Below are 25424 nucleotides of genomic sequence, written 5' to 3'. Positions count from 1 at the left end.
AAAGTGCTGAAAGCCCTGGCTCGCCGTACGCGGCGCACGGTGTCAGGCCTGCCCGTACCCGTCCAGGAAGTTCCCGATCCGGGTGATCGCGGACCGCAGGTCACCCACCGTCGGGAGCGTCACGACCCGGAAGTGGTCGGGCTCGGCCCAGTTGAAGCCGGTGCCCTGTACGACCATGATCTTTTCCTGGCGGAGCAGGTCGAGGACCATCCGCCGGTCGTCCTTGATCTTGAAGACGTTCGGATCGAGGCGCGGGAACAGATACAGCGCACCCTTCGGCTTCACGCACGAGACGCCCGGGATCTGCGTGAGCAACTCGTACGCGACGTCCCGCTGCTCCTTCAGCCGCCCGCCCGGCAGCACCAGGTCGTTGATCGTCTGCCGCCCGCTGAGCGCGGCGACCACCCCGTGCTGCCCCGGCATGTTCGCGCACAGCCGCATGTTCGCGAGGATCGTCAGACCCTCGATGTAGGAGTCGGCGTGCGCGCGCGGCCCGGAGATCGCCATCCAGCCCACCCGGTAGCCGGCCACCCGGTATGCCTTCGACATGCCGTTGAAGGTGAGGGTCAGCAGGTCGGGGGCGATCGCGGCGGTCGGGGTGTGCGTGGCACCGTCGTAGAGGATCTTGTCGTAGATCTCGTCCGAGCAGACCAGCAGGTTGTGGCGGCGGGCGATGTCCGTCAGCCCGCGCAGCATCGCCTCGTCGTACACCGCACCCGTCGGGTTGTTCGGGTTGATGATGACGATCGCCTTGGTGCGGTCGGTGACCTTCCGCTCGACGTCCGCGAGGTCCGGCATCCAGTCGGACTGCTCGTCGCAGCGGTAGTGCACGGCCGTACCGCCGGACAGGGAGACCGCCGCCGTCCACAGCGGATAGTCCGGGGACGGTACGAGGACCTCGTCGCCGTCGTCGAGCAGGCCCTGCATCGCCATCACGATCAGCTCGGAGGCGCCGTTGCCGATGAAGACGTGCTCGACGTCCGTCTCGATGCCGATCGTCTGGTTGTGCATGACGACCGCCCGGCGCGCGGCGAGCAGGCCCTTCGCGTCGCCGTACCCGTGGGACGACGACACGTTGCGGAGGATGTCCTCCAGGATCTCGGGCGGGCACTCGAAGCCGAACGCCGCCGGGTTGCCCGTGTTCAGCTTGAGGATCCGATGCCCCGCCGCCTCAAGCCGCATCGCCTCCTCGAGCACCGGGCCCCGGATCTCGTAACAGACGTTGGAGAGCTTGGTCGACTGGATCACCTGCATGTCCGTGAGCTTACGGCGCGGTAACGCGATCCGGGCCGTGTTTTCCACCACGTGGGACGGGCGCAATACCCCGAAATGCCCCGCCGCTGTTCCCGCGGCGCCCTCCTCTCTACAATCCGCGAGCAGGTCCGGCCGACCCCCCACCGCACGGCCGCCGACCGCACGGCACCTGGCCGTACGCCCGTGGACCTGGGCGTTCGGCCCATGCCGCCTGGGCGTACGGCCCACGACGAAGCACGACGACGAAGGCAGTGGAACGCGATGAATGGGGTGGGCGGCGTGGACAGCGCGCACGGGCCGGACCGGAACGAGGCCGACACCGGGACACCGCCGAACGTGTACCTCCCCGTCGGCGACCCCCACGCCACGCCCGCGTACGAGGTCTTCGCGGACCCGGCGACGGCGCACGGCTGGCAGAACGCCTACGACGACACGGTCCAACTGGACGAGATCGTGCCGCCCGCCGACGCCCTCCCGGGGGAGATACGCGGGGGAGTCGGGGACGGCGCGGCGCCGGGCACGACCGGTGGTGCGCCGTACGGGGAGGGTGCCTCGTACGAGGAGGGCCTGGCATACGGCGGTGGTGTGCCGCACGGGGAGGGTGCGCCCTACGAGGACCCCGCGCCGCACGCGCCGGGGTATCCGGGGGCGTACGGAGGGGCGTACGACGGGACGGGCTGGCCGGAGGCGGTGGGGGGCGGGGCCGGACGGCGGGCGCGGCCGGTCGACGGGCGCCGGAGCACGCTCGGTCGGCGCCGGGCCCGCAGGCGGGGCGCGTGGGTCGCGGGCGGGATCGGCGCCGCGGTGCTCGTCGGGGGCGTGGCGGCGGGGCTGGCCGGGCTCGGAGGCGGGGACAAGGAGCGGCCCGGCACGCCGGAACCCGTCCGGTCGGCCCCGGCCGACGACCGCTCCGGCGACGCGGACGCGGCCACGCCGTCGGCCTCCGCCGACACGGGGGCGGAGAAGGCTCCCGGCGACTCCTCGCCCGACGCCTCCACGTCCCCGTCCTCGACCGCCACGACCACCGAGCCCGCCGACTCCGCATCGCCCTCGGAGACCTCCGCGCCGTCGTCGGCGGCCCCCACCACCACGGAGACCACGTCGTCCCGAGGTAACGGCAACGGCAACCAGGGCCGAGGCCAGGGCGCGACGAAGGACCCCAGGTAACCCGGGGCCGCCGCCACCGCCGCCGACGAACGCGCACTTACCGGCCCGGCCCCGGATCAGCCGGGGCCCACGTCCGCACGCCCTCACCAGCACACCCACGTCTGCTGGTTGGGCCTCCGCCGGCCTGTCGCTGGTCGGCGACTCGCTTACTTCGGCCGGTCGGGTTCCGTCGATCTGTCTTCGCCGATCGCCCTGCCGGCCGAGCTTCGCCGCTCCTCTCCCACCGGTCGATCACCGGTCGCCGTCGGTGGTCGACAATGGCCCGCTTCCGCCGGTTGGCTACCGCCGGTAGGCCTCTGCCGGGCCACCTCGCCCGTCCCCGTCAACCGCCGTCGGTCGGCCCCACCGGCCCGCTTCCGCCCGTCGGCCTCCACCGGCCCGCCCCACCCCTCCGCCCCTCCACCCCGTCGGCCTTCGGCCCCAACCCCCCACCCCCTGGCCGAAGATCACGCGGCCGGAACCAACTCCTTGCTCGTCCTCCACATCGCCCTCACAATGCGCATGACAAACTGCGGTGGCCGGAAGATCTTCTGCCACCACGCAGCCATATAGCTGTAGTGAGGGGACCCCCACATGAGAAAGCCTCTCGTTGCCTCGCTGTTCGCCCTGGTGATCACCGGGGCGGGCGCGGCACCGGCGGTCGCGGCGCCCGAACCGGCGGCACCCGGGAAGTCGGCGGACGCGGCCGTGAAGTCCGTGGTCGGCGATGTCGTCGACGCGGCGAACAAGACCGTCGCCGGCCTCACGGCCCCCGCCCCGGCGGTCCAGGCCGTCAACTTCGCCGGCACGGTCTCGCTCAGCAACTGTTCCGGCTCCGTCGTCCGGATGCCCGACTCCGAGGACAACGACCCGGCGCTGGTGATGACCAACGGCCACTGTCTGGAGGGCGGCTTCCCGACCCCCGGACAGGTCATCGTCGACCGGGCCTCCACCCGCACCTTCGGCCTGCTCAACTCCGCCGGCACTCGCGTCGGCACCCTGCGCGCCAGCAAGATCGCGTACGGCACGATGACTGACACGGACATGGCGGTGTACCAGCTCACCACCACGTACGCGCAGATCAAGAGCACGTACGGCATCGACGCGCTCGTCTACGACACCGCCCGCCCGGCGGTCGGCACCGACATCAGCGTCGTCTCCGGGTACTGGAAGCGGATCTACAGCTGCGACGTCGGCGGGTTCGCGTACCGCCTGAAGGAGGGTGACTGGACCTGGAAGGACTCCATCCGTTACACCTCCGCCTGCAACACCATCGGCGGCACCTCCGGCTCCCCGGTCCTCGACGTCGCCACCAACAAGGTCGTCGGCGTCAACAACACGGGCAACGAGAGCGGCGAGCGCTGCACCCTCAACAACCCCTGCGAGGTCGACGCGAACGGCACCGTGACTGTCCGCCAGGGCATCAACTACGCCCAGCAGACCTGGCACGTCCCCGCCTGCTTCGGCGTGGACAACAAGCTCGACCTCTCGGCCGCGGGCTGCGTGCTCCCCAAGCCGTAGCGCTCCGCTCGGGGGCCGTGGAGACCGCCGTTGCCCCGTCGGTCGTTCCCCGGCCGCGGGTCGGTGGGGCTTCTCGCGCAGTTCCCCGCGCCCCTGACGGGGCGCGGGAGGCCGAGTACCCCTTCAGACGGCCCGCCGAACCGACCGGCCCGCCAGGACGTCCGTCCGGCGGCCGTCCTCGATGACGAAGCGGCCGTCGATCAGGACGTGCGGGATGCCGGTGGGCAGCGTGCGGGGGGCCTCGTAGGTCGATCCGGCGGCCACGGTCGCCGGGTCGAACAGGACCAGGTCGGCGCGGTACCCCTCGCGGACGAGTCCCCGGTCCGCGAGGCGCAGCCGCGCGGCGGGGCGTGAGGTGAGATGGGCGACGCACTCCTCCAGGGAGAGCACGCCCAACTCCCTCACGTACCGGCCGAGATAGTGGGGGAACGTGCCGTACGCGCGCGGATGCGGCTTGTCCCCGCGCAGGATGCCGTCGGAGCCGCCGGTGTGCACGCGGTGGCGCATGATGGCCCGCACGTTCTCCTCGTGCCCGACGTGCTGCAGGATCGTGGAACCGAGCCGGTCCTCGACGAGCAGCCGCCGGGCGGTCACCCAGGGCTCCTCGCCGCGCGCCCCGGCCGACCGCGCGATCGTCCGGCCGACGTACGACGACAGGGCCGGGTCGGTGACGCCCGAGATCTCGATGGTGTCCCACTCGATGGGCACGCCGTGGCAGCCGTCCGCGCCGACGACCTCCATGTGGTGCCGGATGCGCCCGGCCGTGTCGTCGTCCGCCAGCCGGGCCAGGATCGCCTCGGGGCCACCCTCGCTCGCCCAGCTCGGCAGCATCGCGACGAGGGTCGTGCAGCCGGGGGTGTAGGGATAGGTGTCGAGGGAGATGTCCGCGCCGGTCGCGAGCGCCCTGTCCAGGAGCGCGAGGAGTTCCGGTGCCCGCCCCTCGTTCACACCGAAGTTCATGGTGGCGTGGGCCAGATGCAGGGCACACCCGGCCTCCCGTGTCAGGTCCACCATCTCCTCGTACGCCTGGAGCGCGCCCGCCCCGTACGAGCGGTGGTGCGGGCAGTAGTAGCCGTCGTACGACGCCACCACCCGGCACAGCTCGGTCAGTTCGGCGTCCTTCGCGTACATGCCGGGGGTGTACGTGAGCCCCGACGACATCCCGACGGCGCCCTCCCTGAGCCCCGCCGCCACCGACTCCCGCATACGGTCCAGCTCTTCGGGCGTCGCCTCCCGGTCCTCCCAGCCCACGGCGAGCATCCGGACCGTGCCCTGCGGCACGAGGTACGCGGCGTTCACGGCGATCCCCTCACCCCCGAAGCCGTGGTCGAGCCGGTCCAGGTACTCGCCGACCGAGCGCCAGCTGAAGTCGATGTCCTCGCCGTACCCGTTCCAGCCGGTGATCGCGCGGCGGACCTCCTCCAGGGTGCGGTCGTCGACGGGCGCGTACGACAGCCCGTCCTGGCCGATGACCTCCAGGGTCACCCCCTGGGCCGCCTTCGCGGTGTGCTCGGGGTCCCGCAGGAGTGCCAGGTCGCTGTGGGCGTGCATGTCGATGAAGCCGGGGGCCAGGACGAGGCCCTCGGCGTCGATCTCCCGCCGCGCCCGCGGCCGTTGGCATCCCGCCGCGGCCGCCTCCTTGACGATCGACGTGATCCTGCCGCCCGCCACGACCACGTCGGCGCGGTAGGACGGGTCACCGGAGCCGTCCACGACCTCGGCGTCACGGAAGACCAGTTCGTCCATGCGCGCTACCCGTTCGTCGTCCATGCGGGGCACCTTTCAGGGCTCGGCGGCCGGTTTCGGAAGCGGCCGGGGCGGAAGCCACCGGAGTGGGAAGCAGCCGGCGCCCGGAGCGACCGGAGCCGGAAGCGGCCGGGGTCAGAAATACGTGCGGACGTAGTCCGTCACGGTCCCGTCCGCCTCCGCCACCGGAATCAGCTTCCACTTGTCGAACGACGTGCACGGATGCGACAGCCCCAGCCCCACCCAGTCGCCGACCTCCAGCTCCGCGCCGGACTCCGTGCGCAGCCACGCGTGCTGGTCCGACAGCCCCGTCACCGTGATCCCGGCGGCCTCGCGGACCGCACCCGTGCCCGCGTCCCGCACCACCTCCGCCGACGGCAGGTCGAGGTCGTACGCGGCGTCGCGCTTGCCCGCGTTGACGAAGGCCTGCTCGGGGGTGGGCCGGGAGACGACCTGGGCCCAGAGCCGGAAGGCGGGCTCCAGGGCGCCCTCCTCGGGGACCCGGTTGAAGGGGGTGATCCGGCGGTAGTGCCCGGCGTCGTGCGAGACGTACGCGCCGGACCGCAGCAACTTCAGTACGGGCACGGACAGTTCGGGCAGCTCGGCGAAGACATCGGCGACCGTGTCGAACCAGGCGCTGCCGCCCGCGCTGACGATCACCTCGTCCAGGCCCGCGAACCGCCCCGCCTTGTCGAAGTCGACGGCCAGCGCGGTGAGCCGGCGCAGCCACGCCGCCACCCGCTCCGGGTTCGCGTCCGGTACCTCGCCCTCGTACCCGGCGACCCCGACCAGACGCAGCGTGTCCGCCCCGGCCACCGCGTCCGCGACCACCGCGCACTCGGCCTCCGTGCGCACGCCGGTCCGCGCGCCCTCGCCGGCACCCAGCTCCACGACGACGTCCACGGGACGCGCCGGGGGCGCGCCCCGTAGCGCCGCGTCCATCAGCTCCACGCCGCGCACCGAGTCGACGTAGCAGACGAACCGGAAGTCCGGGTCGGCCGTCAGCTCGTCGGCGATCCAGCGCAGGGCGGCCGGATCGACGAGTTCGTTGGCCAGGAAGACCCGCTCGATGCCGAACTCCCGTGCCACACGCACCTGGTGGGGCACGGCGAGGGTGATGCCCCAGGCGCCGTGCTCGATCTGCCGCCAGAAGAGCCGAGGCGCCATGGACGTCTTGCCGTGCGGGGCGAAGGTGAGGCCGTGGCGCGCGGAGTACGCCTCCATCAGTGCCAGGTTGTGCTCCAGGCGCTCGGCGGAGAGGGCGAGCACCGGGGTGGTGAAGCCGCCCGTGAACAGGTTCCGGCGTTGCGCGGTCAGCTCGGCCACCGTCAGTCCGTCGGCGTCCGACGGAAGGCCCTTGAAGCGGTGGTCGACGCGCTCCCGCGCCAGCCGGCCGGTCACTTCGCCACTCTCGACGCTCTCGACACCCACGGGACCTCCCTGACGGGGTACGTTGCAGTGAGTGCAACGCTCATTGCGTATATCGCTCGCGGCTATCTAATATCCCAGCCAGCGCCGGGTCAACGGTGCCGCCCCGCCCCGGGGCCTGTCGACGCGACGAGGAGCCCTCACCATCGTGACCGCCGACGGACTCCGTTCCCCCGACGCCGCCGCTCCCGACGTCGTCGATGTCGTCGCGCTCGGCGAGTCCATGGTCACCTTCCTGCCCACCCGCCCCGGGCGCCTCGCCGACGTCCCCTCCTTCGACCGGGCCATCGGCGGCGCGGAGTCCAACGTGGTCTGCGTGCTGGCCGCCGCGGGCCACACGGCGCGCTGGGTCAGCCGGGTCGGAGCGGACGGCTTCGGCGACCACCTGGTGGAGGAGATCGGCTCCTACGGCGTCGACGTGTCGTCCGTGCGGCGCGACCCGGTACGGCCCACGGGCGTGTACTTCCGCACGGCCGGCGACCGCGCCACGGGCGCCCACGAAGTCGCCTACTACCGCGCCGGTTCGGCCGCCTCGGCGATGTCGACGCGGACGGTGGACCTCACCGCCGTACGCGCCGGTCGCGTCCTGCACCTCTCCGGCATCACGGCGGCCCTCTCCGACGACTGCCTGCGCCTGCTCCGCGACCTGACCGCCCCGCGGCCCTCCCACCACCCGCTGGTCTCCTTCGACGTCAACCACCGCCGGAGCCTGTGGCGCGACCCCGACGGCCCCCACGTTCTGCTCGAACTGGCACGCGGCGCCGACCTGGTGTTCGTCGGAGAGGACGAGGCGGAGGAGGCGTGGGGTGTCACGGGCGGCCCCGGCTCCATCCGCGCCCTCCTCCCGGAGCCCCACACCCTGGTGGTGAAACAGGGATCCCACGGAGCCACCCTGTTCACACGCACGCCCCCACCGGAGGAGCGGCCGCGCACGGACGGAAGGGGGCGTGCCGGGGGGTGTCCGCCCGCAGCGGCAGGCGTCCACCACCGAGCACAACCCCACCCGACGGCGCCCGCCGGACCGAGGACGGAGACCCCCCGGCACGCCCCCGACCCCACCCCCTCGGTGAGCGAACCGGTGGGCGAGCCGGCGGGCGGGCCCACGCCGGCACACCCCCGGCAGCCCACGGACACGACCACCTTCGTCCCCGCCCCCACGGTCCACGTCACCGCGGCGGTCGGGGCCGGTGACGCCTTCGCCGCCGGTTTCCTCTCCGCCACCCTCCGCAGCCTGCCCGCCCGCGACCGCCTCCGCCACGGTCACCTCATGGCCGCCGCCGCCCTCACCGCCCCCGGCGACCTCGCCATCCCACCCCGGCGGGGCCACGCCGACCGCCTCGCCGCCCTGGACGACGACGCGTGGGGGAGACTTCGACTCGCCCCCGGCTGGACTGACGTACCGGACCGGGCCGAGGAGGAGGTACACACCCCATGAGCCAGACCGTCGACCGCGCGCTCAGCATCCTGCCGCTGCTCGCCGAGGGCCCCGCCGACCTCGGCCAGGTCGCCGACCGCCTGGGCGTCCACAAGTCCACGGCCCTGCGCCTCCTGCGCACCCTCCACGAACACGGCCTGGTCTACCGCCAGTCCGACCAGCGCTACCGCCTCGGCGCCCGTCTCTTCGCCCTCGCCCAGGAGGCTGCGGAGAACCTTGACATCCGCGAGATCGCCCACCCCCACCTGGTACGCCTCAACGAGCAGTGCGGCCACACCGTCCACCTCGCCGTCCACGAGGAGAACGAGGTCCTCTACATCGACAAGGTGGAGAGCCGCTACCCGGTCCGGATGTACTCGCGGATCGGCAAGCCGGTCGCCATCACGGTCGCCGCCGTCGCCAAGCTCTGCCTCGCCGACCTCCCCGAAGCCGAGCGCCGCGCCCTCGCGGAGAAGCTCGACTACCCCCTGTACACGTCCCGTTCGACCCCCAACGCCTCCGCCTTCCTCAAGGAGTTGGCGCGGGTCCGCGAACAGGGCTGGGCCACCGACCTCGGCGGCCACGAGGAGTCCATCAACTGCGTCGCCGCGCCCATCCGGGGCACCGACGGCCGGGTCGTCGCCGCGATGTCGGTCTCGGCGCCCAACGTCGTCGTCACCGCCGACGAACTCCTCACCCTGCTCCCGCTGGTCCGCCGCACCGCGGACACGATCAGCGGCGAGTATTCCGGAAGAACCCCCACGTCAGGCCCCGTATGACGGACAAGGACCCCCGATGACCGACAAGATCGCCCTCACCCCGAAGACCCACACCGCACCCCCCGCGAAGTTCTCCCACGGCGTCCGGAAGGGCAACATCCTCCAGGTCGCGGGCCAGGTCGGCTTCCTCCCCGCCGTCGAGGGCGAGCCCCCCACCCCCGCCGGCCCCACCCTGCGCGAACAGACCCTCCAGACCCTTGCCAACGTCCGGGCGATCCTGGAAGAGGGCGGAGCCACCTGGGACGACGTGCTGATGATCCGCGTCTACCTCACGGACGTGGACCACTTCGCCGAGATGAACGCGCTCTACAACGAGTACTTCGCCCAGCACCTCACCACGGCCCCGGCCGCCCGCACGACGGTCTACGTCGGCCTCCCGGCGGGCCTCCTGATCGAGATCGACGCACTGGCAGTCCTGGACGCCTGAGCCGCGCCCCGTGCCCATAGGGCCGCAGGCCCTACAGGGGCGCGGGGAACTGCGCGAGCAACCCCACACGACCCGCACCCGGCCGCGCTCAGCACCACCCCACCCGCAACCCCCGCACCCCGCACGGCGCTACCCCCTGCCCAAAAACCCCAGCCATGCCCCCACCCAGAGGACCCCCCCATGTCCGAAACACCCCCACACACCGGCGGCTTGCTCCTCCTCATAGACGGCACCGCCGGCCTCCTCACCGTCGCCGCCCTCGGCATAGCCCTCCTCCTCTTCCTGATCATCAGGACCAGGCTCCAGCCCTTCGTCGCCCTCCTCGCCGTCTCCATAGCCGTCGGCCTCGCCGCGGGACTCTCCGTCACCGAACTCTTCGGCACCGTCCAGCGAAGCGACGCCGTCTCGACCATCGAGTCCGGCATGGGCGGCATCCTCGGCCACGTCGCGATCATCATCGGCCTGGGCACGATGCTCGGCGCGATCCTCGAAGTCAGCGGCGGAGCCGAGGTGTTGGCCTCCCGCCTCCTGAACCTCTTCGGCGAGAAACGCGCCCCGCTGGCGATGGGCCTGACCGGCCTGATCTTCGGCATCCCGGTCTTCTTCGACGTCGGCATCTTCGTCCTCGCCCCGATCGTCTACGCCGCCGCCAAGCGCTCGGGCAGGTCGATCCTCCTCTACTGCCTCCCGCTGCTCGCCGGCCTCTCGATGACCCACGCCTTCCTGCCCCCGCACCCGGGCCCGGTGGCCGCCGCGGGCCTCCTCCACGTGGACCTCGGCTGGGTCATCCTGATGGGCCTCGTCTGCGGCATCCCCGCCGTACTGGCCGCCTGGGCGTTCTCCGCGTGGGTCGGCCGCCGTATCTACGTCCCCGTCCCGCAGGACATGGTCGAGGCCGCCGAGGAGTCCCGTCAGGCGGTGATCGACGAACAGCGCGCGGCGGGCGTGGTGCCCACGGAGCACCCGGTCCCGCTCACCACGGTCTTCCTCATCATCGGCACACCCCTCCTCCTCATCCTCGCCGCGACCTTCTCCTCGATCGCCCTGGACCCCTCCACGCTCCGCTCGGTGATCGAGTTCTTCGGCAACCCCTTCGTCGCGCTGACGATCGCCCTGCTCCTCGCCTACTACCTGCTCGGCATCCGCCGCGGCTGGTCCCGCAAGTCGCTGGAGACGGTGTCGACGTCCTCCCTCAAGCCGGTCGGCAACATCCTGCTGGTGGTCGGCGCGGGCGGAGTCTTCGGCGCCGTGCTGAAGGCGAGCGGCGTGGCGCAGGCCCTGTCGGACACGTTCAACGACGTGGGCCTGCCCGTGATCGTCCTGTCCTACCTGCTCTCGGTGGTGCTCAGGGTCGCCCAGGGCTCGGCGACGGTGGCGATCGTGACCACGGCGGGCATCGTCGCGCCCCTCCTCGCCGAGGGCGACCACTCCCAGGCCTTCGTCGCCCTGGTCATCATGGCCATCTCGGCGGGCTCGATCTTCGCCTCGCACGTCAACGACGGCGGCTTCTGGATCGTCGCCAAGTACTTCGGCATCAGCGAACGCGACACTCTCAAGACCTGGACGGTCCTGGAGACGGTGCTGTCACTGGCGGGCTTCGCGGTAGCGGCGGTATTGAGCGTGTTCGTCTGAACGCCCTGAAACCCAGATACGGACATATGCCTGGCCCGACTGTCCCCGACACAGGGTCGTCGACCATACTGCCCGCTGTGGAGCAGCGTATCGGTTCGAACAACCAGCCCCTGGCCGCCGCCGCGGTCGACCCGTCGCACATCCCCGGACTCACGGCCCCGCTGTCCGTGAAGAAGGAGAAGCAGGAGGAGCCGGAGGACATCAGGCCGACGGAGTCCGCCGAACCGGCGGAGACCGACGAGGCGGACGAGGCTGCCCCGACCCGGGACGAGCCGTCCACGTCCGGGAAGCCCTCGGCCGAAGCCGAGTCCGAGGCCGAAGAAGGCGACGAGGCCGACGGGGCCGAGGACTCCGCCGGCGAGGCCACACCGGACGGCCCCGTCTTCGAGGCCTCCGACCGCCGCGCGAAGATCGTCGCGGACGCCGGCGGCGTACGGCTGCGTCTGGACGACCAGGAGTGCGAGTTCACCTGGGACGAGATCGGCGCGATCGAGACGGAGTCCCCCCGCTTCGGCAAGCGTTTCACGATCACGGTCCACACCCCCGACCGCCGCTGGTACTTCCTGGAGATCGAGGCCAAGGCCAAGTCGGAGCACGCGGCCTGGGAGAAGCAGATCGACGAGGTCCTCGACGCGTACTTCGACGACGGTACCGACCAAGAAGAGCCCGAGGACAGCGCCCCCTGAGGGGCGCGGGGAACTGCGCGCCCAGCCCCGACGGACGCGCAGTTCCCCACTCACAGAAGCCCCCGAGCCCTCACCGGCTCAGGTGGCGCAGCGCAGGCGGCGCAGCTCAGGCGCAGTACTGCGCTTCCTTGCCGATCGACCGGTACATGCAGTCCGAGTTCTCCAGCAGCTGCAACACCGCGTCCCGGTTCCGCGCGGTCTCCCGGGCGATCACCTCGTCGGGCGGATAGAACCCACCCCCCCACGCCGACCCCGGATACATCTCGAAGGTGTACCCGAAGATCTTCTGGTTGCCCCACAGCCAGTCGTCGATCGACCCGTCCGTGATGTAGAGGTCGCTGGACTGCTCGGGCGTGTACCCGTTGCTCGCGGCCATCTTTCCGCCGACCGTCGCGAACGCGTTGCGGTCGTCCGCCGTCATCCCGGTCGCCGTGTCCGCGGTCGTGTACCCGAACGGCCACAGCACCAGCTCGCTGTAGGTGTGGAAGTCGATGCCGGTCTTGATCTGCTGGACCCCGCCGACGACCCGGCTGCGCACGAAGTTGGCGACGACCTTCACCTCGGGCGCCGACTCGGCGGCCGTACCCCGGTAGGTGTCCGAGGACGTGGACCCGGACGAGCCGCCGCAGCAGCCCCAGCGGTAGTTCCAGTTGCGGTTGAGGTCGGTGCCGACGGCCGACGAACCGCTGTTGGGCTGCCGGTTCTTGCGCCACGAGCGGTACGAGCCGGTGGCGACGTCGTACTCGCCGCCGTCCGGGTTGATGTCCGGGATGATCCAGATCTCGCGGTTGTTCACCATGTTGGTGACGCGGGAGTCGGTCCCGTAGTCGGAGGTCAGCTCGTTGAGCAGATAGAGCGCCATCTCGACGGTGAGGTGCTCACGGGCGTGCTGGTGGTGGGTGAAGAGCACCTCGGGCTCGGCCTCGTCCGTGCCGACGTTGTCGCTGATCTTGATCGCGACGATGTTCCGGCCCTGGTACGAGGTGCCGATGACCCGCTGGCTGGCGATCGAACTGTTCGCCGCGACCACGGAGTTGATCTCGTTCGTCATCTCCGCGTAGTTGTGGTAGCGGGAGTCGGCGGACGGGAAGTCGAAGAGCCGTACGTCGTCCTCGCCGTTCGACCGGTCCGGGGCCGCGCCGAGCGGGGTGATCTCGTAGCCCTGCTGCTTCAGCTTCTTGATCTGGTCCGCGCGTCCGGAGACGAACACCGAGTGGTCGTCGGCGTCGTCCACGGTCACCCCGGCCTGCTGCAGCGCCGTGCGGGACTTGCTGTCCGAGTGCATGTGGACCTCGTACTGACGGATGTCGTCGGCCGAGGCCTTCGGCCGCTCGGCGCTGGTAGCCGTCGCGTCCGTGGTGGTCGCGGCCACCGGGGCCGCGAGGGCCAGCGCCAGCAGGGTGGCGAGGGCGGCGGTGCGGCGACCGGATCTCCTGCCGGTGCCGTCGGGCGTGGCCGCCCTGCCGCGTGTGCGGAGTCGCATCGAGTCTCCTAGTTTCTCCAGGAATTCCGGGGTCTCCGGAAGTGGGGAGTGGAGCGGGGGGTGGATCCTTGCGACGTGCCTCGGGCCCGGCCGGTGACCGTGGGGTGCCGGCCGGGCCCTGGTGCGGGTGTGGCGCTCATGGTGCGGGTCTGGCATGACCAGGTCAAGAGTGGGCCGGTGTGGGCAGGGGGCGAGATGGCCGGAACGGGGGCGAACGGGCCGGGAGTTCACGGCGCACGTAAGCCCTACGCAGCCGCGTATAAGGCCATCGGTCGCGTAGGCACCCAATTGCGGACGTACCCGGGCGGGAAACAGGTATATGCAGGGCCGGAAACGGGTAGTCCTCCCCGTGTGCCGCGTACGCGTGGCGGCAACCCTGGAAGCATGCTGCAACTCTCCGGGGGTCTCCTTCCGGATTCCGGCCCCCATTTCGCCTCGTACCCCCAACCCCCCATGGGTGCGGGCCACTTGAGTGTCGAGTACGACCCCCGTCCCGCCGCCGCCGCACAGGCCCGCGCGCAGGTGCGCAGGCAGCTGGAGGGATGGGGTCTGCTCGACCAGACCGACACGGCGGAGCTGCTGGTGAGCGAACTGGTCACCAACGCGCTGGTGCACGCGGAGAGCCGACTGAAGCTGACCCTGTCGGCCGCCCACGGGGTACTGCGCTGCGAGGTGTCGGACACGGACGGACGCCCGCCCCGGGTGCGCCGGGTGACGGAGATATCGGAGAGCGGCCGGGGGATGTTCCTGGTGGACGCGCTGGCCGGGCGCTGGGGCTGCCGGCAGGACGGCTCGGGCAAGACCGTGTGGTTCGAGCTCGGCACGTGCGGGGCGGACGGCTGCGTGTAGCTCCGCCGGGTTGAGCGGTTCGGCGGGGCCGGTGGCTTCGGTGGCATCCGGTACCGAAGCCACCCGCCGCTGGTGCCGTCGGTTGTCTGCGGCGCCGTCGTGGCTGGTCGCGCAGTTCCCCGCGCCCCTTCGGGGGCGCCGGTGCGGGCCCTCTTGCCCGATGCCGCCCCTTGGGGTTTCTTGACCCTCATGGCGGACACCACGGGAAACCCCACTGACACACCCGCATCATCCGACACCAACCCCCCACCCCGTAGATCCAGTTGGAAGTACATCGGCCCCGGCATCGTCGTCGCGGCGACCGGTGTCGGCGCCGGCGACCTGGTCGCGACCCTGATCGCCGGCAGCAACTTCGGCTACACCCTGCTGTGGGCCGCCGTCATCGGCTGCCTCGTCAAGATCTCCCTGGCCGAGGCGGCCGGCCGCTGGCACCTGTCCACCGGCCGCACCCTCTTCGACGGCTGGGCCAGCCTCGGCCGCTGGACGACGTGGTTCTTCGTCGTCTACGTCGTGATCTGGGGATTCGTCTACGGCGCCGCCGCGATGTCCTCCAGCGCCCTGCCCCTCCAGGCGCTGTTCCCGGACGTGATGGACCTCAAGTGGTGGGCCGTGCTGTGCGGCCTGAGCGGCCTGGTCTTCGTCTGGTTCAACAAGTACGAGGTCTTCGAGAAGGTCATGACGGTCCTGGTGGGCGTCATGTTCCTGGTCACGGTCTATCTGGCGATCCGCGTCACCCCCAACCTCGGCGACGCCTTCGCCGGGCTGCTGCCCGTCCTGCCCGACGAGAAGGACTCGATCCTCAACACCCTCGGCCTGATCGGCGGCGTCGGCGGCACGATCACGCTGGCCGCGTACGGCTACTGGGTCAACGCCAAGGGCTGGACGAACACCGGCTGGATGAAGGTCATGCGCCTGGACAACCGGGTCGCCTACATCACGACCGGCATCTTCGTGATCTCGATGCTCTTCGTCGGCGCCGAACTGCTGCACTCCGCGAACATCGCCCTCGCCTCCGGCGACAAGGGGCTCATCCAACTCGGCGACATCCTGGCCGAGGAGTACGGCACGGCCACCGCCAAGTTCTTCCTGATCGGCTTCTTCGCCACCTCGTACACCTCCCTCATCGGCGTCTGGCACGGCGTGAGCCTGATGTTCGCGGACTTCGTGGCGCGCTTCCGCAGGAAGGAGGGGGTGACGGGCGAGGAGGTCGCCTCAGGCCGGCACGAGAAGTCCTGGCCGTTCCGCGCCTACCTGCTCTGGCTCACCTTCCCGCCCATCGTCCTGCTCTTCCAGGGCCAGCCGTTCCGCCTGATCATCCTCTACGGCGTCCTCGGCGCGGCCTTCCTGCCGTTCCTCGCCGCCACTCTCCTCTGGCTCCTCAACTCCTCCCGCACACCCCGGGAATGGCGCAACGGCATCGTCAGCAACGGCATGCTGGCCGTCGCGGGTCTGCTGTTCCTCGTCCTGGCCGTGAAGCAGATCTGGGACCAGCCGTGGGCCGACTTCTTCTGACGCCGGGCCGTCAGCCGAGCGACTTCCATCGCTCGCTGACGGCGATCTCCCTCAGCTGAGCCATGGTGAGCGCGGGGGTCTCACGGGTCGCGGCGGTGTGCTGGGCGCCGGAGTTGAAGGCGCTGACCACGACCCGCAGTCCGTCCGTGCGGAGCGTGTCCACGGTCCACATGACGACCTCCTCGCCGCCCTTCTCCCCGGGCTGCTTCCTCTCGACGACCTTCGTGCCGTCGGGCAGGGTCCCGGCGTCCGCGCCGAACAACGAGTCGGCGAGGTCCGCCATGCCGGGCTGCACGTTGATCTGCACCAGGCTCCGCCCCTCGCCGTCGTCGAGGACGACATACGCGAAGTCCGACACCTGACTGTCCTCGCCGACGATGTCGACGCCGCCGGGGAGGAGGCTGACGAGGGTCTTGTGAATGGCCTGTCCCTCGACGACCGGGGCATCGAGGGACCCGCCCCCGGGAGGAACCGTCGACGACTCCTCCTTCTCCCCCTGGTCCTCCTGCGGGCCGGCCTCCTCGGGCTTCTCGGTGATCGCGTCGGCGACCGCCCGCCAGCCCGGGTCCCTGACGATCCTCTTCAACGCGGCGAGGGACAGCGGCGGTTCGGGACGGGTGACCGGCGCGTCCTTCTGCGCCTCGGCGTTCCACTCCATGACGCTGACCTCGTACCCGGCCGGATCCACCAGCTGGGCGTACCAGTTCTTGGTGTCCACCCGGCGGTCCGGGTACTCGTAGCCCTGGAAGAGCATCAGCCGCGCACCGCCCGGCAGGGTGCTCTCCTCGCAGGAGTCGTACGCGACGAGCGTCCTGTCCGGGCAGTCGGTCAGCCGCCGGGCCTCCTCGCTGTCGGCCTCGATCCGCCCGAGCACGAGCTGCACGGCCGCCGCGCCCCTGCCGTCGTCGTACACGACCTGGGCGTACGGCGGCCCGTCCGCGCTCGTGCCCCGCGCGGACTCCCCGCGGATCTTCCCGTCCGGCAGCATCTCCTTGAGCCTGCGGACGATTTCCGTACCGGGCACCGCGCCGTCGTCGTCCCTGACGCCCGCCTCGGTGGATCGCCCGGCCGCCACGGACTGCTTCCCGCCGCCGTCGCCTGCCCCGGGCAGCAGCAGCGCCCCGCCCACCCCGACGAGCGCGATCCCGGCGACCCCGCCCAGCATCGCCGCCCGCCGGCGGAACAGCAGGCGGCGGCCGCGTTCGGCTCCTGCGCCGACCAGCGCCTGGTGATCGGTCTCGAAGTCACCGCCGACCCGGCGCAGGGCGTCACCGAGCCTGCCCTCGAAGGGGACTTCGTGCTGTTCCTGGGGCATGACGAACCGCCGTTTCTGCGAGGTGGGTGTGCTGGTGTCGGTGGGTGCGGGGCGTGGTGCCCCAGGACGTCGTGCGGGACGTGACGCTCAGGGCGTGGCGTACTCGCCGATGGCGTCACCGAGCAGGGCGCGCAGCCGGGCGAGGGCGCGGACGCACCGGGTGCGCACCGCCGCCGAGCTGGCGTTCATCGCCGCAGCGGTCTCCTCGACGGACCGGTCCTCCCAGTAGCGCAGGACGACCACGGCCCGGTCCTTGGGCGGCAGTTGGGCCAGTGCCTCGACGAGGGTGAGCCGCAGGGACGCGTCGACGCCCGGCGCGGCGGGCCCGTCCGGGAGCACGTCGGTGGCCCGCTCACGGCTGCTGCGCCGCCGTTGATGGGCGAGGAACGTCCTGGTCAGCACGGTCTGGGCATAGCCGGCCGGGTTGTCCGCCCGCCGCACCCGCCCCCACTTCACGTACAACCGACCGAGCGTCTCCTGCACCAGGTCCTCGGCGAGATGGGTGTCCCCACCTGTGAGCAGACAGGCGGACCGGTACAGATGACCCGCGCGCGCCGCCGCGAACTCCTGGTATCCGTCCGCGCGGACTGGTCTCATGCGTGGCTCCCCCTGAACGGACTCGCGTTGTCGCCTCTCACTCCCTTGATGCGCTGACCCCCGGGGAATGTTTCACCCGAGGGCGAGAGATACGGTGCGGTACGAGTCACACCAACGGGGCAGAGGACACACACCATGGACCAGCCGGAACAGGGGCACCAGCCACCACCGCCGCCGCAGCCGGGGACGCCGCCGGGCGCCGGGCAGGGCTTCGGCCCCCCGCCCCCGCCGTACGCGCCCCCGCCCCCGCCTCCTGGCCCGCCGTACGTGCCCCCACCGCAGCCATACGCGCCCCCGCCCCCGCCGTACGCCCAGGCACCTCAGCCGTACGCCCAGCCCCCGCAGGGCCGGCCCCCGCAGCCGTACGGCCAGGCACCTCAGCCGTACGCCCCGTCGTCCCAGGGCCCGGAGTTCCTGGCCGTCGACCGGCACAACTCCGTCGTCGTCGACGTCAACGGGGTCGCCTTCGAGGACCACGGCGTCTCCGTCGACTTCTCGTGGCCCGAGATTCGCAGCGTCCACTACAAGGCGAGCGGCAACGGCAAGGCCCTCATGGTCGCCGTCATCCACCTCGACGGCGGCTTCTTCGAGTGCTCGGTGGAGGCCAAGCCCCGGGAACGCCTGCACCAGTGGTTCCCCCACCTCGCCCAGGTGCTCGGTCACTACCGCCCGATGGGCTGAACGCCCATTCAGCGCAGGGAGGCGGAGAACTCCCGTACGTCCGACGCCAGCAGGTCCGGCTCCTCCAGGGCCGCGAAGTGGCCGCCGCGGTCGAACTCCGTCCACCGTACGACGGTGTTGACCTGCTCGGCCCAGTGGCGGATCGCCACGTCCTCCCCGAAGTTCGCCACCGCGGTCGGCACCCCGGAGGTCGTCGTCGGGAACCGGTCCGGGGCATGGCTGTGCTCGTGGCGAGGTCGCGGAGGTACGGCAGCGAGGTGCTGTACGCCCAGCCCGCGTCCGGGAGTTCGTCGGGCCAGCGGGTGAGGTCCAGGCGGGTGTGCAGATCGTCCAGCTGGGCCTGAGGGATGTCGATCCGGTGGCTGCGCACGCTGTTGTCCGTCATGAGTCCAGTGTGGGAAGGCTTGCGGACAAAATGGGTCCGCAAGGGCGGACGGTTTGCTCTCACATGGGCCGTGTCCCGGTCGGCGGGGGCACGACCGGCCGCCGACCGGGGCACCGATGCTCACGTACCCTCCCGCGCCGGACAAGCCCTTCGTATCTGCTCGAAAGGGGTTGACCGACGAGCCTCCCCGCCAGTTCCGGTGACCTGTGCCACAGCCGTACGGGCACGCCCGGCCGGGCCCAGGTCACCCCTGCTCACCTACGGCAGTCCGTGCACATGCGGACCCACCGCGTTGGACCAGGCGTTGCCCGCCGTGGCGTCCCAGTTGGTGGACCAGGTCATCGCGCCCCGCAGGTCGGGGTACGTCCTGGGCGGCCTGAAGGAGCCGCAGTTGGTGCCCCGGGCCAGACAGTCGAGAGCGTTGTTCACCACCGTCGGCGACACGTACCCGCTGCCCGCGCCCCGTGTCGAGGCCGGCAGCCCGAGCCCCACCTGTGAGGGGGCGAGCCCGTTCTCCAGCTGGATGCAGGCGAGGGCGGTGAGGAAGTCGACCGACCCCTGGCTGTAGACCTTGCCGTCGCAGCCCAGCATGGAACCGCTGTTGTAGTACTGCATGTTGACGACGGTCAGGATGTCCTTGATGTTCAGCGCGGTCCGGAAGTAGGCATTCGACGTCGACTGCATGTCGATGGTCTGCGGCGCCATCGTGATGACCAGCGAGGGGCCGGCCTTCGCCGACAGCGACCGCAACGCCTGGGTCATATAGGTCGCGTTCAGCCCGTTCTCCAGGTCGATGTCGACGCCGTCGAAGCCGTACGTCCGCATCAGGGCGTGCACCGAGTCCGCGAAGTTCGCCGCGGAGGCCGCGTCGTTCACGGCCACGGTGCCGCGCTCGCCGCCGACCGACACGATGACCTTCTTGCCGGCCGCCTGCTTGGCCCGGACGTCCGCCTTGAACTGGTCGACGGTGTAGCCGCCGAGCCCCGCCGAGTCGAGGGTGAAGTCGACCGCGCCCGGGGTGGCGGTGGCGTCCGCGAAGGCCACGGCGATGATGTCGTACTGCGCCTGGACATCGGAGAGCCGCTGCACCGCCGCGCCATTGTTGAAGTTCTGCCAGTACCCGGTCACCGCGTGCTTCGGGACGCCGGTTCCGCCGCCCGGAGTCGCCGTCGTCGTCCCCGTCACCGTGGCCGAACGCGCCGACTCACCGGCCGCGTTCACCGCCGTGACCTGGAAGGCGTACGAGGTGGAGGCCGCCAGCCCCGTCACCGTGGCCGAGGTCCCGGTCACCGACTGGACCCTCGTGCCGCCCCGGTAGACCTGGTAGCCGGTGGCGCCCGACACCGGGTTCCAGGCCAGGGAGACCGAGGAGGACGTCGAGCCCGACACCGTCACCCCGGAGGGGGCGGACGGGATCGTGGGCGGCTGGTCGCCGCCGCCCCCGCCGTCGGGACCGAAGACGGACACGTCGTCGACGAAGTACGCGGCCTGCCCGTACCAGCCGTGCGTGTAGACCGTCACCGAGGTGGTCGAGGCGCCGGTGGTGAAGGTGGTCGACAGCTGCTTCCAGGCCGTCGAGTCGGGCGTCCACGTCGAGACGTCGGTCGTCCCGGTCCCGGTCGCGCCCAGGTACGCGTACCCGCCGCGCACCCAGGCGGTGAGCTTGTACGTCGCGTTGGGCTTCACCGCCACGGCCTGGGTGCAGCGGGCGTTGTCCTGCCCGGCCGGGGTGGCCCGCAGCGCGGCCGCACCGCCGTGCACGGGGGAGGAGACGGTGGTGCCGCTGCCCGCCGAGCAGTTCCAGTCGCTGAGCCCCGACTCGAATCCGGCGTTCCTGGCGTTGTTGATGTCCGCGGCGGACGCCTGTCCGGCGCCGACGAGCGGGAGGCCGAGGGCGAGGGAGACGGCGACGACTCCCGCCCGGAGCCGGGTCCGACCCGGCGCCCGCGTGCCCTCGCACCCCGGCGCGTTCATCCGCGTGCGTAGGTGTCTTCTGTGTCTGAACATACTCGTAAGTTGGTCCAGACCAATCGAGTTGTCAATACTCCCGCACGAGCCCCGTTCGCTCGTTCGTGGAGCCCAACACCCCCGCTCGCCTGCCGAGTTGAGGCATATGCGTCTCACTCTGTGTGGATACGGCCCCACCCCGCGTGAGTTGATCAAGGAGATTCAGTGTTGATCGGGCCATGCCGTGGATATGGTGCTGATGCAAGACGATGCGGGAGGGACGTCGACGCGGACGTCGCTCCCCACAGGGGCCGTCTGAGGCGGTGGTCGACCACTCCGCCGAAGTGAACGGGGTGGTGTGCAGCGTGCCGACCGCGATAGCCGTCACCAGTTCCGACCTGGTGCTCCCACCGCACGACCGGCAGACCCCGCCCGCAGTCGTACAGCCGCAGGAGACCCTTGAGGACTCCCTGTACGGCATGCACGCGCTCATCGAGCAGCACGGCTACGTCATTGCCCTCCACTCGTCCTCCGACGCGCCCGCCGTCACCCGGCGGCTGCACACCGTCCGCTCCGTGCTGGAGAGTGACCGCATCGCCCTGCTCGGCGTGGACCTGCCCCCGCTCGGGGTCGCCCTGCTCGCCCAGCAGTTGCGTCAGCTGTCCGTGTGCGACTTCAGCCCCGGAGTGCTCGCCTCCTCCGTGCGCCTCCTCGCGCACTACATCTACGCCGGCGCGCTCCTCGGCTCGGTCGCCAAGCTCGACCGGGTGCCGGTCACGCTGAAGTCGCACGCCAAGTCCTGGCTGCCGGGCGCCCAGTTCGCCGTCCTGGCGAACCCGCGACCCCAGCTGGTCCGCCTCCACACCACCGACGAGGAGCCCCTCGCGGGACCCGAGTTCGGCACCCGGCTGCTCGTCGCGCAGGGACCGCAGCCGCCCTCCGACTGGGTCACCGGGACGCTCGCCCCGGCCTGGCAGGTGCAGGGGTCCCTGCCGGTGCCGCTGCCCGAGGGCTCCGTGCGCTGGTGGGGGACCGGCAAGCTCGTCGAGTTCGCCGCCGGTCTCAGTGACGTCTCCGTGCTCTACCAGCTCGTGTCGTCCGTGCGCCGCGAGACCTGCCACTGGTGCGGCCTCGAACTCATCGGCGACCGCTGCGGGTTCTGCGCGGCCCCGCTCCGAGAGCCCGAACCGCCGCCGCCCGTGCGCGCGCTGCCAAAAGGGGTCACATGACAGCCGTATGCCGACCCCTCGGCCCGCAGGACCGTAAGACCCGTCCGTCACCACCCCGTCCGTCACCGCCCCGACCGAGCGGCAGGCCCGCTCACGTGCCCGGCACGTCCCCACGAGGTGAGATGTAGTGAACTCGCGCCAGCGCCGCGGCGTCATCCTGCTGGTCCTCTCGGCCCTGTGCGCCCTGGCCGCCTTCGCCGGGGTGCTCTCGGTGATCCGTGACGTGAACGCGAAGGTCGGGCCCGAGGTGACCGCGTATCGGCTGAAGAGCGACATCGCGCCCTACAAGGAGCTGACGGCGGGCCAGTTCGAGAAGATCTCGATGCCGGAGCGGTGGCTGTCCGGCACGGCCGTCACCGATCTGGCGGAGATCCGCGGCAAGATCGCCGTCACCCGGCTGAGCAAGGGCTCCCTGCTCCAGTCGGACATGATCGTCGACCGGCCCGAACTCGAAGCGGGCCAACAGGAGATCGCCATCCTGATCGACGCCTCCACCGGAGTCGCCGGAAAGATCAACCCGGGGTCGCTGGTCAACATCTACGCCACGTTCGAGGAGAAGGACAGCGACTCGGGCAAGGACACCTCCAAGCTCATGGTCGCCGACGCCCGGGTCATCGACGTCGGCAAGCTGACCCCGCTCGAACCGGGCCAGTCCAGCAGCGACCGTCGGCGCACGGCGACCGAGGCCGTCCCGATCACCTTCGCGCTCGACACCGCCGACGCCCAGCGCGTCGCCTTCGCCGAGTCGTTCGCCGAGCACGTCCGTCTCGCCCTCGTCGGGGGCGGCGAGGCCACCGTCGTCGTACCGGACGACCGTTCGTACACCCTCGACGAGGACAAGTAGGAGGCCCCGCGATGAGGTCGGTCCGGAACGTCCGCACGAGGGCACCTCGAACGGGGGTGCGTCGAATGCGCCTACGGATGGGCGTGCCGAGGCTGGGCATGCTCAGGGGGGCACGGCGCACCGGGGCGCCGTGGGCGGCGAGTGGATCGAGGGAGCCCGGTACGCCGGGAACGTGGTCGCGGCGTACGGCGTACGGCGAATCCTGCCGGTGCGCGGCGCACGGCCAACCCCGCTGGCGCGCGGCGCACGGCGAACCCCGCCGGTGCGCGACGCCCGTACCCCGCCCGACCGAGACCTCCGCACCCCTCCCGATCGCCGTGATCTCCTCGCCCTCCGCACTCCGTCCGACCGCCGTGATCTCCTCGCCCTCCGCGTCCTTCGCCCCACGAACGGGGATCCGCCGATGACCATCCGCATCCTCCCCGCCGCCGGCGACGTCGACTCGGCCCGCGCCCTCACCACCCTCCTCGGCCAGCTCACCGACGCGGAACCGGCACCGCCCGTCTCCGACTCCACCGCGCTGCTGGACACCCTGGCGCGGCTGGCCGCCGACTCGCTGGACGAGCTGCCGGAGGTCGTCCTCGTCCACGAACGCATCGGCCCGGTACCGGCGTTGGACCTGGTCCGCGATCTCGTCCTGCGCTTCCCGGCGGTCGGCGTCGTGCTCGTCACCTCCGACACCAGCACCGGCGTCCTCACCGCCGCCATGGACTCCGGTGCCCGGGGCATCGTCCAGCTCCCCCTCTCCTACGAGGCCCTCGCCGAGCGCGTCCAGGCCGCCGCCGCCTGGTCGGCGGGCATGCGACGCCATCTGGGCAGCGGCGCGCCCGAGCTGTACGCGGGCCCCGGCGGCACCGTCGTCACGGTCAGCGGGGCCAAGGGCGGTGTCGGCGCCACCGTGACCGCCGTCCAACTCGCCCTCGCGGCCCGCGCGTCCGGCCGTACGGTCGCCCTCCTCGACTTCGACCTCCAGTCGGGGGACGTGGCCTCGTACCTCGACGTGCAGTTCCGCCGCTCGGTCGCCGACCTGGCCGCCATCACGGACCTCAACCCCCGGGTGCTCCAGGAGGCCGTCTACGCCCACGACACCGGTGTCTCCCTCCTCCTCGCCCCCGCCGAGGGCGAACGCGGCGAGGAGGTGACGGACCGGGTGGCCCGCCAGGTGGTGGCCACCCTCCGCTCCCGGCACGACGTGGTGGTCGTCGACTGCGGATCCCAGATGAACGCGGCCACCGCGGCGGCTGTCGAGATGGCCGACCAGGCCCTCCTGCTCGTCACCCCGGACGTCGTCGCGGTCCGCGCCGCCAAGCGCATGGTCCGCCTCTGGGACCGCCTTCAGATCCGCAAGGCCGAGGAGACCCTGACGGTCGTCAACCGCCTCTCGCGCGCCACGGAGATCCAGCCGCCCCTGGTCGAGAAGGTCACCGGCACCAAGGTGGCCCGCGCCGCCGTCCCCGCCGCCTTCAAGGAACTCCAGTCCGTGGTCGACGCGGGCCGCCTCCAGGACCTCGACGCCCGCTCCGTCGTCAAACAGGCGCTCTGGGCGCTGGCCGGTGAACTGGAACTGGTCGCCCCGCCGGAACACGGCCACGGCGGCCGACGCCGCCGCTCCTCCGACCGGGGCGCCCTCGTCCTGCGCCGCAAGGGCGGCGACCGGGGCTCGGCGACCCTCGAATTCGCCGGCATGCTCCCCCTGATCCTGATCACCATGACGATCCTCTGGCAGGCGGCCCTCTACGGCTACACCTACTCCCTCGCCGGAAACGCCGCCGACGAGGCCGCCCGCGCCGCCACCGCCGCGTACGCGGTGGACGGCGACATCGCCGGTGCCTGCGAGAGCGCGGGCAGCGCGAACCTCCCGGGCGCCTGGAGCGACACCTCCATCGACTGCGCCCCCGCGGGCCCCGTCATGCGAGCCGAGGTCCAGGCCAACGTCCCCCTCTTCTTCCCCGGCTTCGACACGGGCTGGACGGTCAACGGCGAGGCGGGCGCGGCACTGGAGGGGGACACACCATGACCGTCCGAACCCCCGACAACACGCATGCACACCGGCGGAAAGCCGACGCACCCGCGAAGACCCACCGGCACCCCCGACCCACCCACCGCGCGCCGGCGCGCCCCCGACCCACCCACCGCCCCCGCGCGAACCCCAAACCCACGGGACGCCGCTGGAACGACCGAGGCTCCTCCATCCTGGAGTTCGCCGGCTTCCTCCCCATCCTGCTCCTCGTAGGCATGGCGGCGATCCAACTGGGCCTGATCGGCTACGGCATCAGCCAGGCAGGCTCGGCCGCCCGCGCAGCCGCCCGCGCCGAGTCGCTCCAGCCCGGCACGGGCGCGGCCGCGGGCGCCGCCGCGGCGAGCGCGTGGCTGGACCCCTCCGTCGACCCGGGAGGCGGCGGCACGGACACCACCACCGCCACGGTCGTCGTCACCGTCCCCTCCGTGATCCCCCTCTTCGACCCGGTCTCCGTGGAACGCTCGGCCACCATGCCGAACGACCTCGACCCCTGACCCCCGCCCCCCCCAACCCCAACCCCCGCCCCCGC

Annotated in this window: 22 protein-coding genes and 1 pseudogene; 14 read left to right on the top strand and 9 right to left on the bottom strand. The window is 71.5% G+C overall.

Going from position 1 to position 25424, the window contains the following annotated elements:
- Positions 1–42 precede the first annotated feature (42 nt).
- Positions 43–1254, bottom strand: a complete 1212-nt coding sequence (locus tag P8T65_RS16215; RefSeq protein ID WP_316726064.1) for a pyridoxal phosphate-dependent aminotransferase — start codon at positions 1252–1254, stop codon at positions 43–45.
- 279 nt (positions 1255–1533) lie between these two features.
- Between P8T65_RS16215 and P8T65_RS16210 the strand changes: the two genes are divergently transcribed.
- Both P8T65_RS16210 and P8T65_RS16205 read left to right on the top strand, forming a co-directional pair.
- Positions 1534–2421 (top strand): hypothetical protein, encoded by an 888-nt coding sequence (locus P8T65_RS16210; RefSeq protein ID WP_316726063.1) that lies wholly within the window; start codon positions 1534–1536, stop codon positions 2419–2421.
- A 573-nt stretch (positions 2422–2994) separates the two neighbouring features.
- The gene (locus P8T65_RS16205) at positions 2995–3921 is read left to right on the top strand and encodes a serine protease (protein ID WP_316726062.1); all 927 of its coding nucleotides are present in this window, start codon (positions 2995–2997) and stop codon (positions 3919–3921) included.
- Between the two features lie 123 nt (positions 3922–4044).
- Here P8T65_RS16205 and P8T65_RS16200 read toward each other — a convergent pair whose 3' ends face one another.
- Together P8T65_RS16200 and P8T65_RS16195 are read right to left on the bottom strand one after the other, a co-directional pair.
- Entirely contained in the window at positions 4045–5667 is a 1623-nt protein-coding gene (locus P8T65_RS16200) for a D-aminoacylase (RefSeq protein ID WP_316731606.1), read from the bottom strand.
- 135 nt (positions 5668–5802) lie between these two features.
- A complete protein-coding gene (locus P8T65_RS16195; RefSeq protein ID WP_316726061.1) occupies positions 5803–7098 on the bottom strand; it encodes an amino acid deaminase in 1296 nt (431 codons plus the stop codon).
- Between the two features lie 145 nt (positions 7099–7243).
- On the opposite strand from P8T65_RS16195, the gene P8T65_RS16190 reads away from it, so the two are divergent.
- The 5 genes from P8T65_RS16190 (at position 7244) to P8T65_RS16170 (ending at position 12033) form a co-directional block, all read left to right on the top strand.
- Entirely contained in the window at positions 7244–8530 is a 1287-nt protein-coding gene (locus P8T65_RS16190) for a PfkB family carbohydrate kinase (RefSeq protein WP_316726060.1), read from the top strand.
- Entirely contained in the window at positions 8527–9288 is a 762-nt protein-coding gene (locus P8T65_RS16185) for an IclR family transcriptional regulator (protein ID WP_316726059.1), read from the top strand. Before P8T65_RS16190 ends, P8T65_RS16185 begins: the two co-directional genes overlap by 4 nt.
- A 16-nt stretch (positions 9289–9304) precedes the next feature.
- Positions 9305–9715, top strand: a complete 411-nt coding sequence (locus P8T65_RS16180; RefSeq protein WP_316726058.1) for a RidA family protein — start codon at positions 9305–9307, stop codon at positions 9713–9715.
- A 180-nt stretch (positions 9716–9895) separates the two neighbouring features.
- Entirely contained in the window at positions 9896–11347 is a 1452-nt protein-coding gene (locus P8T65_RS16175; protein ID WP_316726057.1) for a gluconate:H+ symporter, read from the top strand.
- A gap of 77 nt (positions 11348–11424) precedes the next feature.
- A complete protein-coding gene (locus P8T65_RS16170) occupies positions 11425–12033 on the top strand; it encodes a hypothetical protein (protein WP_316726056.1) in 609 nt (202 codons plus the stop codon).
- Positions 12034–12139: 106 nt separating this feature from the next.
- On the opposite strand, the gene P8T65_RS16165 is transcribed toward P8T65_RS16170, so the two are convergent.
- A complete protein-coding gene (locus P8T65_RS16165) occupies positions 12140–13516 on the bottom strand; it encodes a M14 family metallopeptidase (RefSeq protein WP_316726055.1) in 1377 nt (458 codons plus the stop codon).
- 468 nt (positions 13517–13984) lie between these two features.
- On the opposite strand from P8T65_RS16165, the gene P8T65_RS16160 reads away from it, so the two are divergent.
- On the top strand, positions 13985–14365 hold the full coding sequence (locus P8T65_RS16160; RefSeq protein ID WP_316726054.1) for an ATP-binding protein: 381 nt from the start codon (positions 13985–13987) through the stop codon (positions 14363–14365).
- A gap of 189 nt (positions 14366–14554) precedes the next feature.
- Positions 14555–15877 (top strand): Nramp family divalent metal transporter, encoded by a 1323-nt coding sequence (locus P8T65_RS16155; protein WP_316726053.1) that lies wholly within the window; start codon positions 14555–14557, stop codon positions 15875–15877.
- Between the two features lie 10 nt (positions 15878–15887).
- Here the strand turns inward: P8T65_RS16155 and P8T65_RS16150 are convergent, their stop codons facing one another.
- Positions 15888–17192: a hypothetical protein gene (locus P8T65_RS16150; RefSeq protein ID WP_316726052.1), complete on the bottom strand. Its 1305-nt coding sequence runs from the start codon at positions 17190–17192 to the stop codon at positions 15888–15890.
- Between the two features lie 87 nt (positions 17193–17279).
- Positions 17280–17789: a SigE family RNA polymerase sigma factor gene (locus tag P8T65_RS16145; protein ID WP_316726051.1), complete on the bottom strand. Its 510-nt coding sequence runs from the start codon at positions 17787–17789 to the stop codon at positions 17280–17282.
- Between the two features lie 135 nt (positions 17790–17924).
- On the opposite strand from P8T65_RS16145, the gene P8T65_RS16140 reads away from it, so the two are divergent.
- Positions 17925–18470: a hypothetical protein gene (locus tag P8T65_RS16140; RefSeq protein ID WP_316726050.1), complete on the top strand. Its 546-nt coding sequence runs from the start codon at positions 17925–17927 to the stop codon at positions 18468–18470.
- Between the two features lie 8 nt (positions 18471–18478).
- Here the strand turns inward: P8T65_RS16140 and P8T65_RS16135 are convergent, their stop codons facing one another.
- The 3 genes and pseudogenes from P8T65_RS16135 to P8T65_RS16130 form a co-directional block, all read right to left on the bottom strand.
- Positions 18479–18652 carry an alpha/beta fold hydrolase gene (locus P8T65_RS16135; RefSeq protein ID WP_399103428.1) on the bottom strand — a complete coding sequence of 58 codons (174 nt, stop codon included), beginning with the start codon at positions 18650–18652 and terminating at the stop codon, positions 18479–18481.
- Between the two features lie 104 nt (positions 18653–18756).
- Positions 18757–18855, bottom strand: a pseudogene (locus P8T65_RS47275) (hypothetical protein); the annotation flags it as partial.
- 258 nt (positions 18856–19113) lie between these two features.
- Positions 19114–20829, bottom strand: a complete 1716-nt coding sequence (locus P8T65_RS16130; protein WP_316726049.1) for a glycoside hydrolase family 18 protein — start codon at positions 20827–20829, stop codon at positions 19114–19116.
- A gap of 338 nt (positions 20830–21167) precedes the next feature.
- Between P8T65_RS16130 and P8T65_RS16125 the strand changes: the two genes are divergently transcribed.
- The 4 genes from P8T65_RS16125 to P8T65_RS16110 all read left to right on the top strand — a co-directional run bounded on the left by P8T65_RS16125 (position 21168) and on the right by P8T65_RS16110 (position 25389).
- Positions 21168–22031, top strand: a complete 864-nt coding sequence (locus P8T65_RS16125) for a hypothetical protein (RefSeq protein ID WP_316726048.1) — start codon at positions 21168–21170, stop codon at positions 22029–22031.
- Positions 22032–22158: 127 nt separating this feature from the next.
- Positions 22159–22875, top strand: coding sequence for a Flp pilus assembly protein CpaB (gene cpaB / locus P8T65_RS16120; RefSeq protein ID WP_316726047.1), 717 nt, complete (start codon positions 22159–22161; stop codon positions 22873–22875).
- Positions 22876–23278: 403 nt separating this feature from the next.
- On the top strand, positions 23279–24892 hold the full coding sequence (locus P8T65_RS16115; protein ID WP_316726046.1) for an AAA family ATPase: 1614 nt from the start codon (positions 23279–23281) through the stop codon (positions 24890–24892).
- Positions 24889–25389 carry a TadE/TadG family type IV pilus assembly protein gene (locus P8T65_RS16110; RefSeq protein ID WP_316726045.1) on the top strand — a complete coding sequence of 167 codons (501 nt, stop codon included), beginning with the start codon at positions 24889–24891 and terminating at the stop codon, positions 25387–25389. The genes P8T65_RS16115 and P8T65_RS16110 overlap by 4 nt, the downstream gene beginning before the upstream one ends.
- Positions 25390–25424 lie beyond the last annotated feature (35 nt).

Origin of the sequence: Streptomyces sp. 11x1, from assembly GCF_032598905.1 — a bacterium.
In the GTDB taxonomy this organism is placed as follows: domain Bacteria; phylum Actinomycetota; class Actinomycetes; order Streptomycetales; family Streptomycetaceae; genus Streptomyces.
This window is presented reverse-complemented; position numbering and strand designations above follow the sequence as displayed.

What these genes read in the sequence shown, in the direction of transcription:
- P8T65_RS16150 (WP_316726052.1), bottom strand. Translation starts at nt 17,192, where the DNA reads ATGCCCCAGGAACAGCACGAAGTCCCCTTCGAGGGCAGGCTCGGTGAC.
- P8T65_RS16155 (WP_316726053.1), top strand. Translation starts at nt 14,555, where the DNA reads ATGGCGGACACCACGGGAAACCCCACTGACACACCCGCATCATCCGAC.
- P8T65_RS16115 (WP_316726046.1), top strand. Translation starts at nt 23,279, where the DNA reads ATGACCATCCGCATCCTCCCCGCCGCCGGCGACGTCGACTCGGCCCGC.
- P8T65_RS16175 (WP_316726057.1), top strand. Translation starts at nt 9,896, where the DNA reads ATGTCCGAAACACCCCCACACACCGGCGGCTTGCTCCTCCTCATAGAC.
- P8T65_RS16145 (WP_316726051.1), bottom strand. Translation starts at nt 17,789, where the DNA reads ATGAGACCAGTCCGCGCGGACGGATACCAGGAGTTCGCGGCGGCGCGC.
- P8T65_RS16200 (WP_316731606.1), bottom strand. Translation starts at nt 5,667, where the DNA reads ATGGACGAACTGGTCTTCCGTGACGCCGAGGTCGTGGACGGCTCCGGT.
- P8T65_RS16205 (WP_316726062.1), top strand. Translation starts at nt 2,995, where the DNA reads ATGAGAAAGCCTCTCGTTGCCTCGCTGTTCGCCCTGGTGATCACCGGG.
- P8T65_RS16165 (WP_316726055.1), bottom strand. Translation starts at nt 13,516, where the DNA reads ATGCGACTCCGCACACGCGGCAGGGCGGCCACGCCCGACGGCACCGGC.
- P8T65_RS16110 (WP_316726045.1), top strand. Translation starts at nt 24,889, where the DNA reads ATGACCGTCCGAACCCCCGACAACACGCATGCACACCGGCGGAAAGCC.
- P8T65_RS16215 (WP_316726064.1), bottom strand. Translation starts at nt 1,254, where the DNA reads ATGCAGGTGATCCAGTCGACCAAGCTCTCCAACGTCTGTTACGAGATC.
- P8T65_RS16130 (WP_316726049.1), bottom strand. Translation starts at nt 20,829, where the DNA reads ATGAACGCGCCGGGGTGCGAGGGCACGCGGGCGCCGGGTCGGACCCGG.
- P8T65_RS16140 (WP_316726050.1), top strand. Translation starts at nt 17,925, where the DNA reads ATGGACCAGCCGGAACAGGGGCACCAGCCACCACCGCCGCCGCAGCCG.
- P8T65_RS16185 (WP_316726059.1), top strand. Translation starts at nt 8,527, where the DNA reads ATGAGCCAGACCGTCGACCGCGCGCTCAGCATCCTGCCGCTGCTCGCC.
- P8T65_RS16180 (WP_316726058.1), top strand. Translation starts at nt 9,305, where the DNA reads ATGACCGACAAGATCGCCCTCACCCCGAAGACCCACACCGCACCCCCC.